This window comes from Rhizobium sp. BK316 (assembly GCF_014193695.1).
Classification (GTDB): domain Bacteria; phylum Pseudomonadota; class Alphaproteobacteria; order Rhizobiales; family Rhizobiaceae; genus Rhizobium.
In genome coordinates, this window is the sequence record NZ_JACHZR010000002.1 from 130208 (window position 1) to 147511 (window position 17304).

Below are 17304 nucleotides of genomic sequence, written 5' to 3' on the forward strand. Positions count from 1 at the left end.
TTTGGTCACTTTCAACTTGGTCAAAAGCTAGAGAGTTCTTTGTGTTAGGGCTCCCACACTATACATGAAGCAGAGCGCTTAACTCGTGGTGTCGATATGGATTTGGAGACTACTCCCGCCAAGCTCAACGTTGCAGTTCCGAGCTTAAAGTCCTTATACATAGAAATGTATTATGGTGACCTGCTACTCGCGAGTGGGTCAGTTTTTCTCGCTGCAAATGACAAAGAATCACACTGCGCATTGATTACTAATCGCCACAACGTAACTGGCAGGCATCAGGAAACATCCAAATGCTTGAATCGTAATGGAGCGATACCCGACAACATTGTCATCCATTTCCACAAGGCGAGCGAAAGTGTCTGGAAGTGGAAGGAGGTTAAACTTCCCCTTTATCGCAGTGATGGCACTCCGTTCTGGATAGAACATCCCAGACTCGGAGCAAACGCAGATATGGTTGCACTGAATCTTTCCTGGGGCTCCGATGTAACTAAGTATCCATATTTTCTCAAAACCGATCTTGACCGCCGTTCCATAGAAATTGGACCAGCAGAACCGATCAGCGTAATCGGATTCCCATTTGGGCTTTCGTCGTCCGAACATTTCCCTCTTTGGGCAACAGGCTTCCTTGCTCAGGAACTCAGTTTCATCTCCCCAGATAACCCGTCGTTTATAATTGACTGTAGAACGCGACCCGGCCAGTCCGGTTCCGCAGTAATAGCATATCGTCCTGGAGGCTATCGCTCGATAAAGGACGGACGCATCAACACCACGTTGACCGGGGAAACGGTGTGGGAGTTTCTTGGCATATATTCGGGGCGAATTAATCCTGAATCCGATCTAGGCCGTGTTTGGCACGTGTCTGCGATTGAAGAACTGTTAGCGGCCGCGGAGGTTGAGTACATTAAGCCTCGCCGAATAAAGTAACCGATCACCTGTCGATACTTGAAGGTTCGGGTGATGGGCTGAGCCGCTTGACCACAACCCACTCTCCCGGCATGCTCGACTTACGGGCGCTGGGCGGGATCAAGTGATGGACCTTCTCTCAATCATCTTGTCAGCTATTGGGTGGGAGAAGGACCGAGCCCTTCAAGCGAGTGACCGGAAAGTAGGGGCTTACAGGCTGGTCTCTGAGGTGGCGGCCGAATGCATGCGCGCAACCCAGCTCCTTAGCGCCACGACGCCCGGCATTGAGCGGCGACTCGCGGCGGCATTCCCTGAATACTCCGAAGTGATCCTTGGCTGCCGAGAGGGGTTGGCAAAGATGTTATCTGATACAACCCAGCTTCAAGCTATGGCTGAGAGCTAAAGCCGATGATACAGAACGCCAACACCTGGGCTGACTGGGAGACTGGCCTCATGAAACTGCACGAGTGGCGAAGCACGGCGACTGGGCTCTATCCTCACGCAGAAACGATGATTGGGCGCATCGAAAAGCTGTTAGTTGAGGCAGAACACGGCGCATCCCCGCTGAAACCCACCAGCAGCATGCAAAAGGTCGTGGCCTTTAGAGACCGTGACCGAGGGTTTGACGCCCCGCCGCTCTAGCGATGATCTGGACAGAGCCCGCCCGCACCGGTCCCCTTGCGTCTTGCCTCCACGGCACGGAAAGAACCAGGGCTCTACCACGTGTATGGTGTCTGCGATACGCGGCCTTGCGTCGGCGCATGACCCAACAGGTTTGGAAGTTATTCCGCCGTTGGTTCAAGTTTAGTTGAAACCAAGTGCGCGGCTTACTATCATTGCTCTTGATTGAGGACGTTGAAGAATCATGCTTATTTATAACGTGTATTGCGATGAATCTTGTCATCTTGAGAACGATGGGCAGAAGGCGATGGTATTTGGGGCCGTGTGGTCCCTGATTGATAAAAAGCAGGAGATTTCACAACGCGTTAAAGATATTCGTGAGCGCCACGGCATGTCGCCTGGGTTCGAATTCAAGTGGACGAAAATTAGCTCATCTAAAGTTCAGATGTACTTGGACTTGGTGGATTATTTTTTTGACGATGACGACATCAACTTTCGATGCTTGGTTATCCCAGACAAACAAGTAATAAACCACAAAAAATTTAATCAAACTCACGACGACTGGTACTATAAACAGTACTTCAATATGCTCAAAATCATATTGAGGCCATCTGACCAATATAACATTTATTTAGATATAAAAGACACGCGAAGCAACGCCAAGGTCCAGAAGCTTCACGATGTTCTGTGTAATAACGCGTATGATTTCTCTCGGCAGGTCATCCATAAAGTCCAGCAGATTCGTTCACACGAGGTGGCCCAAAGTCAAATCGCGGACGTGCTCATTGGCGCAATGGCCTATAAAGCGCGGGAGCTAGACGCGAATGAGGGTAAGCGGGCGGTTATCAATCGAATCGCTGAGCGCAGTGGTTATTCGCTAAGCCGCAGCACCCTCTACAAAGAGGAGAAATTCAACATCCTCTACTGGCAAGGGGAGCACTAAGCTTGGCGATTAACTGGTTGCCTCCTCTCGTGCTGCTCAATGAGTATGGTGGAGATTGGGATTTATATCTCGATGCTCTCTATGGGCACTTCCGCCGAGATTTCCTTGGAGGTGCAACGCCCACCTTTCGTGGGCTTCCTGTGCGGCTTAAGCGTTATCCAGTCGAACAAGATAAAGAGGCGACGTTTTGGCACTTCATCTCGGAAGGATCGGTTGAGTCCGAGCGCACGATAGACTTTAGGCGCTGTGAACGAATTTGCTGGCCACGCTCCATAATGGACAATGCGACTGATCCTGATTTGAAGGTCTGGGACCAAGAAATACGTGGTGAGATCAGGACGCATATTTGGTGCGAAGAGCATGATTACATGCTGGTCATCGCCAACCGACGTACTTTCTTTCTGCCGTGGACTGCTTATTCGGTAACGCAAACCCACGAGCGGCGGAAACTAGCGAAGCGCTGGCAGACATACCGTTAAAACGACTAGCCCCGCCGAAGCGGGGCCGTAACTCCTTCCACACTGACGCTTAAAGCTGGTGGATGAGATGGTTACTATATGCGTTCATGAGGGTACAAAAGTCAAGGTATTTTTGATGAAAGGTTATTGACATTTTGAAAGAACGGAGTCTGCGAAGAGCGAAGTTCGAATCATATTAGGTAGTTAGTAGTGGGAAAAAGTTGAGTGCATACCCTCTGTAGCTGTCCGTCAGGGCTAAAAGTGAATGTCAAACGACGATACAGGCGCACTGGCATTAAATAATGCAGCACTCTCAATGGATTAGACACAAACAAAAATGGCGGACAGAGAGGGATTCGAACCCTCGGTACGCTTTCACGTACACACGCGTTCCAGGCGTGCGCCTTCAACCACTCGGCCACCTGTCCATTTTGCGTTTCGCACCGGAGAGGAGCAAATCGTCGGAACGGCGCGATATATACCGATGAATTTTTGCCGATCAACCCAAATCTAACAGTTTTTTGACTTCTTCCGATAAAACTGCGCGCATGCCGTCCATTGCGCTGTGTCTGCTCCGGACCTATGTCTAGGTTTGAGTGAAGAATGGCGCGGCTCGCCGGACATCAGGCACACCCGTCGTCGGAGGAATTGATGCGTTTCTTGTTGCGTCTCGCCAGTCTGTTTGCGCTGGCAGTTGCGGTCATTGCCGGAACCATCGATTCCATTCAGTCCGTCGCATCCTCGCAAGTGATCATGACCCCGATGGCGGATGCCTGGCAGGATGTCAGTCCCTCGACGCTATCAGCGCTCCAGTCCTCCGTTTCCTATTACGTCCATCCGCGTTTTTACGCCTTCATCTTTCAGTGGCTCATGCTGCAGCCGGCCTTTGCCGTGCTTCTGGTCCTGTCGCTCATCCTGTGGATGATCGGTTACAAGAAGCCGCCGGTGGCAGGCCGCTTTACCGCATAGCTGAGGGGTTGGAGGGTCTGAAAAAGTGCAATCGGCAGTTCCTGAAACGGCCGGATGATGAGCCTGGTGCCGCCAGGGCATTGGTTAGAAAATCTGCATTTCAGCGGTCGATTTGCCCAGAATTCAGGACCTGTGGGCTGATTTTCGGCAATCATGGCAAATCTTTACCAACCGAAAAATTTCTCGTGAATTTTTCGCGGAGCCATGCAAGGATGCGCGCAGCCAGGCCTCCGGGGGGAGGTCGGTGGTTCCGCAGACATGCCTGAAAAAGGCTTGCGGGAGGACCCCAAACAAATAGCAACAACAGGGCTGCAAACTCATGAAAAAATCCCTTCTCACCCTCCTTGCCGTGGCAGCGATGTCGACGACGGCGCTTGCCGCCGACATCAAGCCGGCTCTCGTTTACGGCACCGGCGGGAAGTTCGATAAGTCCTTCAACGAAGCTGCCTTCAACGGCGCTGAAAAGTTCAAGAAGGAAACCGGCATCGCCTACCGCGATTTCGAGCCGACCGGCGACACCCAGGGCGAGCAGGCCATCCGCAACTTCGCAAGCCGCGGCTTCAACCCGGTCGTTGCCGTTTCCTTCGCCTGGACCTCGGCTGTCGAGAAGGTTGCCGCCGAATTCCCGGACACCAAGTTCATCATCGTCGACTCCGTCGTCGACAAGCCGAACGTCCGCTCCGTCCTCTACAAGGAAGAGGAAGGCTCCTATCTCGTCGGCATTCTCGCCGGCATGGCGTCGAAGACCGGCAAGGTCGGCTTCGTCGGCGGCATGGACATTCCGCTGATCCGCAAGTTCGAATGCGGCTACGAGCAGGGCGCACGCGCCGCCAAGGCTGATATCCAAGTCTTCCAGAACATGACCGGCACGACCGGTGCAGCCTGGAACGACCCGGTTCGCGGCGGCGAGCTCACCAAGAACCAGATCGACCAGGGCGCTGACGTCGTTTACGCGGCAGCCGGTGCGACCGGTCTCGGCGTTCTGCAGACGGCAGCCGACAACAAGAAACTGTCGATCGGCGTCGATTCCAACCAGAACCATCTGCATCCGGGTTCCGTTCTGACCTCGATGGTCAAGCGCGTCGATCTGGCTGTCTACAACGCCTTCAACGACACCAAGAGCGACAAGTTCACCGCTGGTGTCCAGTCTCTCGGCATCAAGGAAGACGGCGTTGCCGCCGCGATCGACGAGAACAACAAGCCGCTGATCACGCCGGAGATGCAGGCTGCCGTTGACAAGGCCAAGGCCGACATCATTGCTGGCACCATCAAGGTTCACGATTACACCACGGACAATGCCTGCCCGAAGTGAGTCGTAACTGAGATCGGGCGTATGGCGGACAAGGATTTTCGCCATACGCCCTTTTCTTATTTGGAGCCTGCTGTGACAGACCAGCCCGCTATCGAACTTGTCGGCATCGACAAGAAATTCGGCGCCGTTCACGCCAACAAGGACATCAACCTGACCGTCGCCAAGGGCTCGATCCATGGCATTATCGGGGAAAACGGCGCTGGCAAATCGACCCTGATGTCCATCATCTACGGTTTTTACCAGGCCGACAGCGGCGAGATCCGCGTCAACGGCCAGCCCATCACCATCAGGGACAGCCAGGCGGCCATCGCAGCCGGCATCGGCATGGTGCACCAGCATTTCATGCTGGTCGATAATTTCACCGTCCTCGAAAACATCATGCTCGGCGCCGAAGGCGGCGCGCTGCTGGCAAGGGGCGTTGCGTCCGCGCGCGCCGAACTCAAGCGGCTGGAAACCGAATACGGCCTGGAGGTCAATCCGGACGCGCTGATCGAGCAGCTTCCGGTCGGCCTGCAGCAGCGTGTGGAAATCCTCAAAGCCATGTACCGCGGCGCCGAGATCCTGATCCTCGACGAGCCGACGGGCGTGCTGACCCCGGCCGAGGCCGATCACCTGTTCCGCATCCTCGGCGTGCTGCGCGACGAGGGCAAGACCGTTGTCCTGATCACCCACAAGCTGCGCGAAATCATGGCGATCACCGATACCGTCTCCGTCATGCGCCGCGGCGAGATGGTCGCCACCCGCAAGACGAGCGAGACCACGGTCGAAGAGCTCGCCGAACTCATGGTCGGCCGCCGCGTGCTGCTGCGCGTCCAGAAGGGCGAGGCGAAGCCCGCCGACGTCTTGCTGTCCGTGCGCAACCTGACGGTCAAGGACAACAGGGGCGTGACGATGGTCGACAACGTCTCCTTCGATGTCCGCGCCGGCGAGATCGTCGGCATTGCCGGTGTCGCCGGCAACGGCCAGTCGGAACTGCTGGAGGCGATATCAGGTATCCGCAAGCCGGCATCGGGCGAAATCCTGCTCGATGGCCAGCCGATCGACAAGGCCGATCCGGCCCGCCTGCGCGAGCTCGGCCTCGCGCACATTCCCGAAGACCGCCATCACATGGGCCTGGTCCTGAAATTCGAGGAATATGAAAATGCCGTACTCGGCTATCACCACCGTCCCGAATACAGCCGCGGCCCGCTGCTCGATCTCGACGCCATCCGCAAGGATGCAATGGAGAAAATCGAGAAATACGACATCCGCCCGCCGAACCCGCGCCTGAAGACGGCAAATTTTTCCGGGGGCAACCAGCAGAAGATCGTCGTCGCCCGCGAGATCGAGCGCGACCCGAAGATGCTGATCATCGGCCAGCCGACCCGCGGCGTCGATATCGGCGCCATCGAATTCATCCATCGCCGGATCATCGAGATGCGCGATGCGGGCAAGGCCATCCTGCTCGTCTCCGTTGAGCTCGACGAAATCCGCGCCCTTTCAGACCGTATCCTTGTCATGTTTGCCGGCCATGTCGTCGGCGAGAAGACGCCCGATGCCGGTGAACAGACCCTCGGCCTGATGATGGCCGGCATTGCCGCGTGAGGCCTCGATGAGCACTGCTTCCGTATCCCTACCGAGATGGATCAATTACGGTCTGATCCCTCTTTTAAACCTGGTCGTCGCCTTCCTGATCTCGGGCTTTGTCATCTGGCTGATCGGCGAAAGCCCGCTGGCCGCGCTTTCGCTGCTCATCGAAGGTGCCTTCGGCAGCGGTGAAGGCATCGGCTTCACGCTCTATTACGCGACGAGCTTCATCTTCACCGGCCTTTCGGTCGCCGTCGCCATCCATGCCGGCCTCTTCAACATCGGCTCGGAAGGTCAGGCCTATATTGGCGGGCTTGGCTGTGCGCTGGTGGCGCTGGCACTCGACAATTATGTGCCCTGGTATGTGACCATGCCGGTTGCCATTATCGGCGCCGGTCTCTTCGGGGCCGCCTGGGCCTTCATTCCCGCCTTCCTGCAGGCCAAGCGCGGCAGCCACATCGTCATCACGACGATCATGTTCAACTATATTGCCGCCGCTCTCATGGTCTATCTGCTGGTGCATGTGCTGATCGTGCCGGGCAAGATGGCGCCGGAAACCCGCACCTTCCTCGAAGGCGGACAGCTTCCGAAGCTCGGCTGGGTCATGAGCATGTTCGGCGCCAAGCTCGGGGCAGCGCCCTTCAACGTCTCCTTCATCATCGCGCTGTTCGCCGCCTGGTTTGTCTGGGTGCTGGTCTGGCGCAGCAAGCTCGGCTTCGATATGCGCACGCTGGGCATCAGCCCGACCGCCGCCGCCTATGCCGGCACGCCCCATGCGCGCACCATCATCATCGCCATGCTGCTCTCTGGCGCACTCGCCGGCATGATGGCGCTGAACCCGGTCATGGGCTCGTCGGCTCGTCTGCAGGTGGAGTTCGTCGGCGGCGCGGGCTTCGTCGGCATCGCCGTATCGCTGATGGGACGAAACCATCCGCTCGGCATCATCTTCGCCGCGATCCTTTTCGGCGTCCTCTATCAGGGCGGCGACTGGATCTCCTTCGAAATGCCCAACATCACCCGCGAGATGATCCTCGTCATTCAGGGTCTGGTGATCCTGTTTGCCGGTGCTCTGGAATATATGTTCCGCCCGGCAATGGTGCTCATCTACCAGCAGTTCAAGCGAGCCTGAGGAACAGACGATGGAATATTATGAAATTTTCATCAACGTTCTGAGTTCGACGATCCGGCTCTCCATTCCGCTGATCTTCACCGCGCTTGCCGGCTTGTTTTCCGAGCGCGCCGGTATTTTCGATATCGGTCTCGAAGGCAAGATGCTGGGCTCGGCCTTCGCCGCCGCCTGCATCGCCTATCTCACCGGCTCGGCCTGGGCCGGCCTCGGCGCCGGCATCGTGTGCTCGGTGGCGCTCAGCCTCGTGCATGGCTTTGCCTCGATCACCAATCGCGGCAACCAGATCATCTCGGGTGTCGCCATCAACTTCTTCATCGCCGGTATCACCATCGTGCTCGGCCAGGCCTGGTTCGGGCAGGGCGGCCGCACGCCGCAGCTGGCGCCCGACGCCCGCTTCGCACCGATCATTCTGCCGGGTGCCGATGCTATCAGGGACGTGCCGCTCATCGGCCCGCTCTATGCCGGCGTGATCTCCGGCAACAATATCCTCACCTATCTCGCTTTCCTCGCCGTGCCCTTCTCCTGGTGGGTCCTCTATCGCACGCGTTTCGGCCTTCGCCTTCGCGCCGTCGGCGAAAATCCGGGTGCGGTGGATACGGCAGGCATTTCGGTAACCTGGCTGCGCTACCGCGCCGTCATGTGCGCCGGCATTCTCTGCGGCTTCTCCGGCACCTATCTGGCGATCGCCCAATCGGCTGCCTTCATCAAGGACATGTCGGCCGGCAAGGGCTATATCGCGCTCGCCGCCCTCGTCTTCGCCAAGTGGAGGCCGGTGCCCGTCATGTTCGCCTGCCTGCTTTTCGGTTTCCTCGATGCGCTGGCGAATTTCATGCAGGGCAAACAGGTGCCGCTGATCGGTGAGGTGCCGGTTCAGGTTTTCCAGGCGCTGCCCTATATCCTGACCTGTGTTCTGCTCGCCGGCTTCATCGGCGTTGCAATCCCGCCGAAGGCCGGCGGCGTGCCCTATGTGAAGGAGCGTTGATATGTCCCACGACCTGTTCGAAGCGGCGCGCGGCGCCATGGCCTTCGCGCATGCTCCTTACTCCAAGTTTCCGGTCGGCGCGGCGATCCGCGCCGAAGACGGCAAGGTCTATACCGGCGCCAATATCGAGAACCTTTCCTTCCCACAGGGCTGGTGCGCCGAGCCGACGGCGATCGGCGCCATGATCATGGGCGGCGCTAAGAAGATCGTCGAAATGGCCGTCATCGCCGAAAAGCTGCCGCTCTGCCCGCCCTGCGGCGGCTGCCGGCAGAAGATCTCGGAATTCGCCTCGAAGGACACGAAGATCTATCTCTGCGACGAAGCCGGGGTGAAGAAGACCATGACCATGGAAGAGCTGCTTCCCTTCAGCTTTGAGACCGAACTCGGATGAACGCGACCGTCGATCTGCTGGCTGCTTTGCTCGGCGGTCTCAAGCCGCGCTACGGCATCGTGCTCGGCTCGGGTCTCGGCTCATTGGTCGATCAGGTCACGGATGCTGTCTGCATCCCCTACAAGGACCTGCCGGGCTTTCCAGTCAGTGCAGTCTCCGGTCATGCCGGAAACGTCGTTGCCGGCCATCTCGGTTCGGTGCCGGTCATCATGCTCTCGGGTCGTGTCCACTATTACGAAAAGGGCGATGCCAACGCCATGCGCCTGCCGATCGAGGTGTTACATGCCCTCGGTGTCGAGGTCCTGATCCTCACCAATTCGGCGGGTTCGCTGAAAGACGAAATACCGCCCGGCTCGGTCATGCAGATCGCCGACCACATCAACTATTCCGGCATGAACCCGCTGATCGGCGAAGAAAGCGATCATCGTTTCGTCGGCATGACCAATGCCTATGATGCCGAGCTTTCGGCGGCTATGCACAAGGCAGCCAAGACGCTCGGCATTCCGCTCGCAAGCGGTGTCTACATGTGGTTCTCAGGCCCGAGTTTCGAGACGCCGGCCGAAATCCGCATGGCCCGTATCCTCGGCGCCGATGCGGTCGGCATGTCGACTGTGCCCGAGGTCATCATTGCAAGAATGCTGGGCCTGAGGGTTGCGGCTGCCTCGGTAATCACCAACTATGGGGCTGGCATGACCGGAAACGAGCTCAGCCACGAGGAGACCAAGGATATGGCGCCGGTTGGCGGTGCCCGTCTCGCCGCCATACTCAAAGAGATGATTGCCGGTAATTGATTACCGGCGGAGGAAGCGAAATGAATAGCCATTCCAGCCGGGAAACGGCCGCCGTCGCCCTTTCCCTTCTCGATTTCACCAATCTGAATGACGACTGCACGCAGGAGCAGATCGACACGCTTTGCGCCCGCGCGCAGACGCCTTATGGCAACAGCGCCGCGATCTGCATCTGGCCGCGTTTCGTCGCCCATGCCCGCACCGTGCTCGGCAAAGGCCATCCGGTCCACATCGCGACCGTCGTCAATTTTCCCTCCGGCGATCTGGAAATCGCCGATGTCGCCGCCGAAACGCGTGAGGCGATCGCCGACGGCGCCGATGAGATCGATCTCGTCATTCCCTATCGCAAGCTGATGTCGGGCAACGAAAAGGCCGTCACCGATATGGTTTCGGCCGTGCGCGCCGAGTGTGTCGCGCCTGTCCTCTTGAAAGTCATCATCGAGACCGGTGAGCTGAAGGACGCGGCCCTCATCCGCCGCGCCTCTGAGCTGGCGATCGAAGCGGGCGCCGATTTTATCAAGACCTCCACAGGCAAGGTTTCCGTCAACGCCACGCTGGAAGCCGCCGACATCATGATCCGCGCGATCAGGGAGAGTGGCCGCAAGGTCGGTTTCAAGCCCGCAGGCGGTATCTCGACCGTCGCCGATGCGGCCCTTTATCTGAGCCTGGCCGAAACCATCATGACGCCGGACTGGCCGATGCCCTCCACCTTCCGTTTCGGTGCCTCCGGCCTGCTCGACCATATCATGGCCGTCCTCAGCGGCACGGAACCGAAGCCGGCGGCTGTCTCGGGCTATTGAGATGATCCCGCAGGAGATTATCCGCCAGAAACGCAACGGCGCCGAATTGCCATCAGGCGATATCGACGCCTTCATTGCGGCACTTGCCGCCGGCGACCTCTCGGAAGGCCAGATCGGCGCCTTCGCCATGGCGGTCTGGTTCAAGGGCATGTCGCGCACGGAAACGGTCGCTCTGACGCTCGCCATGGCGCGTTCCGGCAATATGCTCTCCTGGAACGGTATCGACCGCCCCGTCGCCGACAAGCATTCGACCGGTGGTGTGGGCGATAATGTTTCGCTGATGCTTGCCCCAATCGCTGCTGCCTGTGGTCTGGCTGTGCCGATGATATCAGGCCGCGGCCTTGGTCATACCGGCGGCACACTGGACAAGCTCGAATCCATTCCAGGCTATACGATCAATCCGGATGCCGCTCTCTTCCGAAACGTGGTGAAGGAGGTCGGCTGCGCCATCATCGGCCCGACGGGTACCTTGGCGCCAGCCGATGGCCGGCTCTATGCGGTGCGCGACGTGACGGCAACCGTCGATTCCATCCCGCTGATAACGGCCTCAATCCTGTCCAAGAAACTTGCTGCCGGCCTTCAGACGCTGGTGCTCGATGTCAAGACCGGCAACGGTGCCTTCATGGCCGATCCGGAGCAGGCGATCGTGCTGGCGCATTCCCTGGTCGAGGTCGCAAATGGCGCGGGTGTGAAGACATCTGCGCTGATAACGGATATGAACCAGCCGCTTGCCGATAGCGCCGGCAATGCTGTCGAAGTGCGCAATTGTCTCGATTTCCTGGCTGGCCGAAAGGCCAGTACCCGCCTTGAAACCATAGTGCTTGCCTTTGCCGCCGAAATGCTCGTGCAGTCGGGCGTTGCCGGCTCGCTTATGGAGGCGGAGAGCAAGGCGCAGGACGCGCTTTCTTCCGGCAAAGCTGCGGAGATCTTCGCACGCATGGTGCATATGCTCGGCGGCCCGGCCGATCTTCTGGAGCGGCCGGATGCCTATCTGCGCAGGGCGCCGATCGAGCGGCCTGTTGCGGCATCGCGCACCGGCTGGCTCGCGGCCTGCGACGCCCGCGATGTGGGCATGAGCGTGATCGACCTTGGCGGCGGGCGGCGCCATCCGGCCGACAGGATCGACCACAGCGTTGGCTTCACCGGTCTGCTGCCGCTGGGAACGCGTGTGAATGAGGGCGATCCGATAGCGCTCGTTCACGCAGCAGATGAGGCATCGGCGGAACGAGCCGCCGTCGCACTTGCCGCAAACTATCGCATTGCCGACGAGAAGCCGGAGCTTCCCCCCGTTATTGCCGGCCGTATCTGATGGAATTTACTGCTTGAGGCTGAGCGAACCGTCGGCGACGGAGTAGAAGGCAAGCTTCCGCAGGAAGCTCATTCCGACCAGCGTGCCGCTCAGGGCTTCGTCTTTCAGCACGAAGGCTTCGACGCTGCGAACGCGGATGCCGCCGATTTCCACGCGATCAAGCGTCACATGCGCGGCCTTGGTCTGGCCGTTCGCGGTATTAACCGCGTAGCGGAAGTCGAGCTGGTTGCCGCTGTAGCCGAGCCTGCGCGCAAGGCTTTCGTTCAGTGCGACATAAGTGGCGCCGGTATCGATCAGCCCCTGCACCGGCTTGCCGTTGATCCTGAAATTGCCGGTATAGTGACCCCGCGCGTCGGCCTGCAGGCTGATCATGCCGCCGTCGGAAATCGTGGCCGACGTGTCAGGCGCGTTATCTTCGGTCGAGACGAAATTTGCGGAGATCGTATTGCCGGGCTGCGTCGTGCGGGTGAGCAGAGAAGGCACTTGTGTCGCCAGCGCAGCCGCGATGCTGGCAAATATGACGGTGCGCATGAGCATGAAACAGAAATCCTTCCTGTACAAAACCCGCCTCATGCGGACCTCATGCTTCAAGCAGCTAAGCCACAACTGCTGAAAAGTTGCTAACCGCGACATAAAAAGGCCCGGAATGAAGCGCCGGGCCTTGGAAGTCTTTCGAATTGGTAAAGGAAGTCGAAATCATTTGGTGCCGTACATGCGGTCGCCGGCATCGCCGAGACCGGGCACGATATAACCCTTCTCGTTGAGATGGCTGTCGATCGCCGCCGTGAAGACCGGAACGTCCGGATGGGCGCTGCGGAAATTCTTGATGCCTTCAGGGGCGGCCAGCAGGCAGAGGAAGCGGATATTGTGGGCGCCGCGCTCCTTCAGCTTGTCGATCGCGGCAATCGAGGAATTGCCGGTCGCAAGCATCGGATCGACGACGATGATCAGGCGCTCGGCCACATCCTCAGGCGCCTTGAAGTAATATTCGACCGGCTGCAGCGTTTCGTGATCGCGGTAGACGCCGATATGCGAAACGCGGGCGGACGGCACGAGATCGAGCATGCCTTCCAAGAGGCCGTTGCCGGCGCGCAGGATGGAGGCGAAAACCAGTTTCTTGCCCTCGAGGATCGGCGCCTGCATCTCCTGGATCGGCGTTTCGATCGTCTCCATGGTCAGTTCCAGATCGCGCGTCACCTCATAACAAAGCAGTGTCGAGATTTCGCGCAACAGCCGGCGGAAGCTGCCTGTCGAGGTTTCCTTGCGCCGCATGATGGTGAGTTTGTGCTGCACGAGCGGATGATCGATGACTGTGACGCCGTCCATAGGGAAACCTTCCAATTCTTTGTTCTTATCGGCTGTTTCTTTCATGGAAACGGCCTCCACTTCAAGAGCGGGGGCGCATTTGCCTGGACCATTAACAATCCCGCGACCCGTTAAAGGCGCGCGAGCAACGCCTTGCGGGTCTCTTCGTCGACGAACGCTGCTTCGATGGCCGTGCGCGTCATCGCATTGATATCGGCATCGCTAAAGCCGAAAGCACCGGAGGCGAGCTCGTATTCCCGCTTGAGCGAGGTATGGAAGAATGGCGGATCGTCGGAGCTGATCGTCACCTTCACACCGGCGTCCTTCAGCCTGCGTAACGGGTGCGAGCTGAAATCCTCAAAAACCCTGAGCGCGATATTCGAACCGGGACAGACCTCAAGCACAGTGCCCGCGTCGGCAAGCCGTTTCACGAGGTCGGCATCCTCGATTGCGCGCACACCGTGGCCGATGCGCGCGGGGCGCACCTCGTCCAGTGCATCCGAAACGCTGAAGGCGCCGCAGACTTCGCCGGCATGGATCGTCAGGCCAAGCCCTGCATCGCGGGCGATGTCGAAAGCGCGCGCATAATCGGCAACGCGGCCCATCCGCTCTTCTCCGGCAAGGTTGAAGCCGGTGATCAGCGGATTCTTGGCCTTCGCCGCATATTCCGCAGCGCCGATCACGCTTTCCGGGCCGAAATGCCGTTCCCCGGTCACGATCAGTCGCGCTTCGATGCCGCTCCTTGCCTTCGCCCGGCGGATGCCTTCGCATATGCCTGATATATAGGCGTCGGCGCCGAGGCCGATGCGCTTGCCATGGTCGGGCGAAACAGTGAGCTCGCTGTAGATCGTGCCGATGCCGGCCAGCTCTTCAAGATAGGTTTCCGTCAGCAGCGCATAGTCCTCCTCGGTCTTGTAGACCTCGGAAACCTTGTCGTAGCATTCCAGAAAGCTCGCAAAATCATGCCAGACATAGGTGCCGTCCTGCAGATAGGCACTGATGTCGATGCCGTATTTATGTGCCTGCGCTTCCGTCAGGTCGGGGGGAGCAGCACCTTCCAGATGACAGTGCAGCTCGACCTTCTTCAAATGCGACGTCACAGAAAACTCCTTCCATGCGGTCCGGAGGGAATACCGAGATGCCGCGCAACGCTCTCGCCGATATCGGCAAAGCTCCTGCGCACGCCGACAGAGCGCGATCTGATACCGGGACCGTAGGCGATAACAGGCACGCGCTCGCGTGTATGATCGGTGCCGCGCCAGGTCGGGTCGCAGCCGTGATCGGCGGTGAGAACCACGAGATCACCTTCCCGCAGCTTCTGATGAACCTCGCCCAGGCGCGCGTCGAAGGCTTCGAGGGCAGCCGCATAACCCGCAACGTCGCGGCGGTGGCCATAGAGCATGTCGAAATCGACGAAATTGGTGAAAACGAGATCGCCGTCCTCCGCCTCGTCGATTGCAGCAAGGGAAGCATCCATCAGGGCATCGTTACCATTTGCCTTGATGACCCGCGAAACGCCCTGGTGGGCGAAGATATCGCCGATCTTGCCGACGGCATGCACATTGCGGCCATGCTGGACGAGCCGGTCAAGCAGCGTCGGTTCCGGCGGCGGCACCGAGAAGTCGCGGCGGTTGCCCGTTCTCTGGAAGGTCGCCACACTTTGACCGATGAAGGGGCGCGCGATGACGCGGCCGATATTGTAGGGATCGAGCAGGCCGCGGGCGATCTGGCAGAAGTTGAGCAGGCGGTCGAGGCCGAAATAGACCTCGTGGGCAGCCACCTGGAACACGGAATCCGCTGATGTGTAGCAGATCGGCTTGCCGCTGCGCATATGCTCTTCGCCGTAGCGGGCAATGATCTCGGTTCCCGAGGCGTGGCAATTACCGAGAATGCCGGGCACATCGGCTGCGCGGCAGAGCGCTTCGATCAGTTCCTGCGGAAAGGCATCGCCCTTATCAGGAAAATAGCCCCAGTCGAAGGTAACAGGCGTTCCGGCGATTTCCCAATGTCCAGACGGTGTGTCTTTGCCGCGTGAGGTTTCGTTGGCGGCGCCATAGACACCGTGTATCTCGTCCGGCAGCGGCATGCCGGCGGGAAATTGCCCGGAGGCCGCTCGCGCAATATGCAGCAGGCCGAGCGCCGACATGTTCGGGAGCGAAAGCGGGCCGGACCGCAGGCCGGCACGGTCGGCCGCACCGGCCGCACAGAATTCGGCGATATGGCCGAGCGTATCGGCGCCCTCATCGCCATAGGTTGCCGCATCCGGTGCTCCGCCGACACCGAAGGAATCCAGAACGAAGAGAAAGGCACGCGCCATTTTTCACCCGTATTATCTGCTGTCGTCAGCCTTTAGCTGGAACGATCTGACTACAGCGCCGCGCGTCTTTTCGGACGCGCAAAGAACGCTGTAGAACTTTAAATTGCTGCATGATTTTTGTTCTTAAATCGATTCCGATTTAAGGAATTATGCAGTAGTGCCCAGCCATATAATGACGGGACCCGCTTGGCAAATTTGGGGTGTGGAAGCTTCAGATCCCAGGGATCGCGACGTGCTTTAGCAGTCGCCGCAGGGGATATCTTTGTTCTGTCGCTGGCGATAGAAATAGCTGCGGCTGATCGTGATGGTGCGCATCTCCGTCGGCATGAAATTGGGCGCAAAGACGAATAGCGCATAGGGTATGCTGAGTTCGCTTCGGATGAGGAAGCTGTCGGCCTTTTTCATTTCCGTCGGAACGTCGGAAACTGTGCTGTTCTTGGCATAAGGCGCTGCCCCCGTTGATGCCCAGGACCACATGACCGTAGGATTGGAGCTGCCGTCGATCTGGATTGCGGTGACCTTCACCAACATATCCGAGCTGTCGTAGGGCGAGTAGATTGGCGATGCGGCTTTGGCAATATCTGTGAGCGAGCTCTTTGTGACGCTCTGCTGCTGGGTGATGATATCGGCGATCGACCCGGCGGCACGTGCCGTGCGCTTGCTGACGCTGAGCCCGATCGTGATCTCGAATGCACCGAGATAAAGCATGACCAGAACCGGGAAGATGATGGCAAATTCGATGGCACCGACACCCTGCCGGTCGGTCGCAAGGCGCCGCGCCGTCGAAGCCAGCCGTATGAGAAGTCCGCGACGCGCCATTATGGATACTGCTCGTTCTGGAAGGCAGCCGTTGAGACGATCAAATATTCGCTCGGCATGGAACTGCCAACCGGACGAAGCCCTGTAATATAGGGACGCACGAGATCGACAATGATGGACCAGCGATAATAGGCGCGCAGCATGTTGATCGAGCCGGGACCGCCGGGCGTGAATTTGAAGGCTGAAATTTTCAGATCGGAATATTTATCCGTCGACATTCTTGGGATCGCCGTCGGGATGGCAGCGAAAGTGGGGAAGCTCTGCACATCCAGGTAGAGCTTGGCGGGTGTTGCCGCCTCCGTATCCGAACAGCGGATAATGATCGAAATTTCGTCGCAGAAGGCCTGCCGGAACTGGGTCTGCGTCTTGTAGCTCGCACGCGCGGAATCGGCGAAGGTGATCTGCCCGGTCCGCATCTGGCGGCTCATCGTATCGACGGCGTTCGAGACGAGTTCTTCGGCTGCAAAGGCGATGAAGGTTTCCAGGATGGCGAATATGACGACGAAATAGGGAATGGCCAGCAGCGCAAACTCGATCGCCGCGGAGCCGTCGCGCGAGCGGGCTAGGGCGCGAAGTCTGGATAAACGGAGGGACGCACGCACCTTGCCCGTCTCCTGCTCACTGATCGCCATAGTCTGGCCTCGAAAATGTTCTTCGGGCGCCACACTAAGGCGTGTTCGTTGATTTTCCGT

18 protein-coding genes and 1 tRNA gene are annotated in these 17304 nt (G+C 58.6%); 12 read left to right on the forward strand and 7 right to left on the reverse strand.

Annotated elements, in window-relative coordinates; all coding sequences use genetic code 11:
• The first annotated feature begins 96 nt into the window (after positions 1-96).
• The 3 genes from FHT87_RS09140 (at position 97) to FHT87_RS09150 (ending at position 2946) form a co-directional block, all read left to right on the forward strand.
• Positions 97-924, forward strand: coding sequence for a serine protease (locus tag FHT87_RS09140; protein WP_183801274.1), 828 nt, complete (start codon positions 97-99; stop codon positions 922-924).
• 844 nt (positions 925-1768) lie between these two features.
• Positions 1769-2467 (forward strand): DUF3800 domain-containing protein, encoded by a 699-nt coding sequence (locus tag FHT87_RS09145; RefSeq protein ID WP_210277824.1) that lies wholly within the window; start codon positions 1769-1771, stop codon positions 2465-2467.
• Positions 2468-2469: 2 nt separating this feature from the next.
• Entirely contained in the window at positions 2470-2946 is a 477-nt protein-coding gene (locus FHT87_RS09150; protein WP_183801277.1) for a hypothetical protein, read from the forward strand.
• Positions 2947-3263: 317 nt separating this feature from the next.
• Here FHT87_RS09150 and FHT87_RS09155 read toward each other — a convergent pair.
• Positions 3264-3353, reverse strand: a tRNA-Ser gene (locus FHT87_RS09155).
• A gap of 223 nt (positions 3354-3576) precedes the next feature.
• Between FHT87_RS09155 and FHT87_RS09160 the strand changes: the two genes are divergently transcribed.
• The 9 genes from FHT87_RS09160 (at position 3577) to deoA (ending at position 12171) form a co-directional block, all read left to right on the forward strand.
• Positions 3577-3894 carry a hypothetical protein gene (locus FHT87_RS09160; RefSeq protein WP_183801280.1) on the forward strand — a complete coding sequence of 106 codons (318 nt, stop codon included), beginning with the start codon at positions 3577-3579 and terminating at the stop codon, positions 3892-3894.
• Positions 3895-4213: 319 nt separating this feature from the next.
• Positions 4214-5206: a BMP family ABC transporter substrate-binding protein gene (locus FHT87_RS09165; RefSeq protein WP_183801283.1), complete on the forward strand. Its 993-nt coding sequence runs from the start codon at positions 4214-4216 to the stop codon at positions 5204-5206.
• Between the two features lie 72 nt (positions 5207-5278).
• Positions 5279-6790 carry an ABC transporter ATP-binding protein gene (locus tag FHT87_RS09170; protein ID WP_183801286.1) on the forward strand — a complete coding sequence of 504 codons (1512 nt, stop codon included), beginning with the start codon at positions 5279-5281 and terminating at the stop codon, positions 6788-6790.
• Between the two features lie 7 nt (positions 6791-6797).
• Positions 6798-7901, forward strand: a complete 1104-nt coding sequence (locus tag FHT87_RS09175; RefSeq protein ID WP_183727597.1) for an ABC transporter permease — start codon at positions 6798-6800, stop codon at positions 7899-7901.
• Positions 7902-7911: 10 nt separating this feature from the next.
• A complete protein-coding gene (locus FHT87_RS09180) occupies positions 7912-8883 on the forward strand; it encodes an ABC transporter permease (protein ID WP_183801289.1) in 972 nt (323 codons plus the stop codon).
• A 1-nt stretch (position 8884) separates the two neighbouring features.
• Positions 8885-9274: a cytidine deaminase gene (locus FHT87_RS09185; RefSeq protein WP_007827313.1), complete on the forward strand. Its 390-nt coding sequence runs from the start codon at positions 8885-8887 to the stop codon at positions 9272-9274.
• The gene (locus FHT87_RS09190) at positions 9271-10065 is read left to right on the forward strand and encodes a purine-nucleoside phosphorylase (protein WP_183801292.1); all 795 of its coding nucleotides are present in this window, start codon (positions 9271-9273) and stop codon (positions 10063-10065) included. Before FHT87_RS09185 ends, FHT87_RS09190 begins: the two co-directional genes overlap by 4 nt.
• A gap of 20 nt (positions 10066-10085) precedes the next feature.
• Entirely contained in the window at positions 10086-10862 is a 777-nt protein-coding gene (deoC, locus tag FHT87_RS09195; protein WP_183801295.1) for a deoxyribose-phosphate aldolase, read from the forward strand.
• 1 nt (position 10863) lies between these two features.
• Complete coding sequence (gene deoA / locus FHT87_RS09200) at positions 10864-12171, forward strand: thymidine phosphorylase (protein WP_183727607.1); 1308 nt, start codon at positions 10864-10866, stop codon at positions 12169-12171.
• A gap of 6 nt (positions 12172-12177) precedes the next feature.
• Here deoA and FHT87_RS09205 read toward each other — a convergent pair whose 3' ends face one another.
• The 6 genes from FHT87_RS09205 to FHT87_RS09230 all read right to left on the reverse strand — a co-directional run bounded on the left by FHT87_RS09205 (position 12178) and on the right by FHT87_RS09230 (position 17244).
• Positions 12178-12744, reverse strand: coding sequence for a TIGR02281 family clan AA aspartic protease (locus FHT87_RS09205; RefSeq protein WP_183801298.1), 567 nt, complete (start codon positions 12742-12744; stop codon positions 12178-12180).
• Positions 12745-12867: 123 nt separating this feature from the next.
• Positions 12868-13497 (reverse strand): uracil phosphoribosyltransferase, encoded by a 630-nt coding sequence (upp, locus tag FHT87_RS09210; RefSeq protein WP_183729158.1) that lies wholly within the window; start codon positions 13495-13497, stop codon positions 12868-12870.
• A 110-nt stretch (positions 13498-13607) separates the two neighbouring features.
• Positions 13608-14576 carry an adenosine deaminase gene (locus FHT87_RS09215; protein WP_183801300.1) on the reverse strand — a complete coding sequence of 323 codons (969 nt, stop codon included), beginning with the start codon at positions 14574-14576 and terminating at the stop codon, positions 13608-13610.
• Complete coding sequence (locus tag FHT87_RS09220; protein WP_183727613.1) at positions 14573-15793, reverse strand: phosphopentomutase; 1221 nt, start codon at positions 15791-15793, stop codon at positions 14573-14575. Before FHT87_RS09220 ends, FHT87_RS09215 begins: the two co-directional genes overlap by 4 nt.
• 237 nt (positions 15794-16030) lie before the next feature.
• Positions 16031-16612 (reverse strand): TadE/TadG family type IV pilus assembly protein, encoded by a 582-nt coding sequence (locus FHT87_RS09225; protein WP_183801303.1) that lies wholly within the window; start codon positions 16610-16612, stop codon positions 16031-16033.
• Positions 16612-17244: a TadE/TadG family type IV pilus assembly protein gene (locus tag FHT87_RS09230; RefSeq protein WP_183801306.1), complete on the reverse strand. Its 633-nt coding sequence runs from the start codon at positions 17242-17244 to the stop codon at positions 16612-16614. The genes FHT87_RS09225 and FHT87_RS09230 overlap by 1 nt, the downstream gene beginning before the upstream one ends.
• Between the last annotated feature and the right edge of the window lie 60 nt (positions 17245-17304).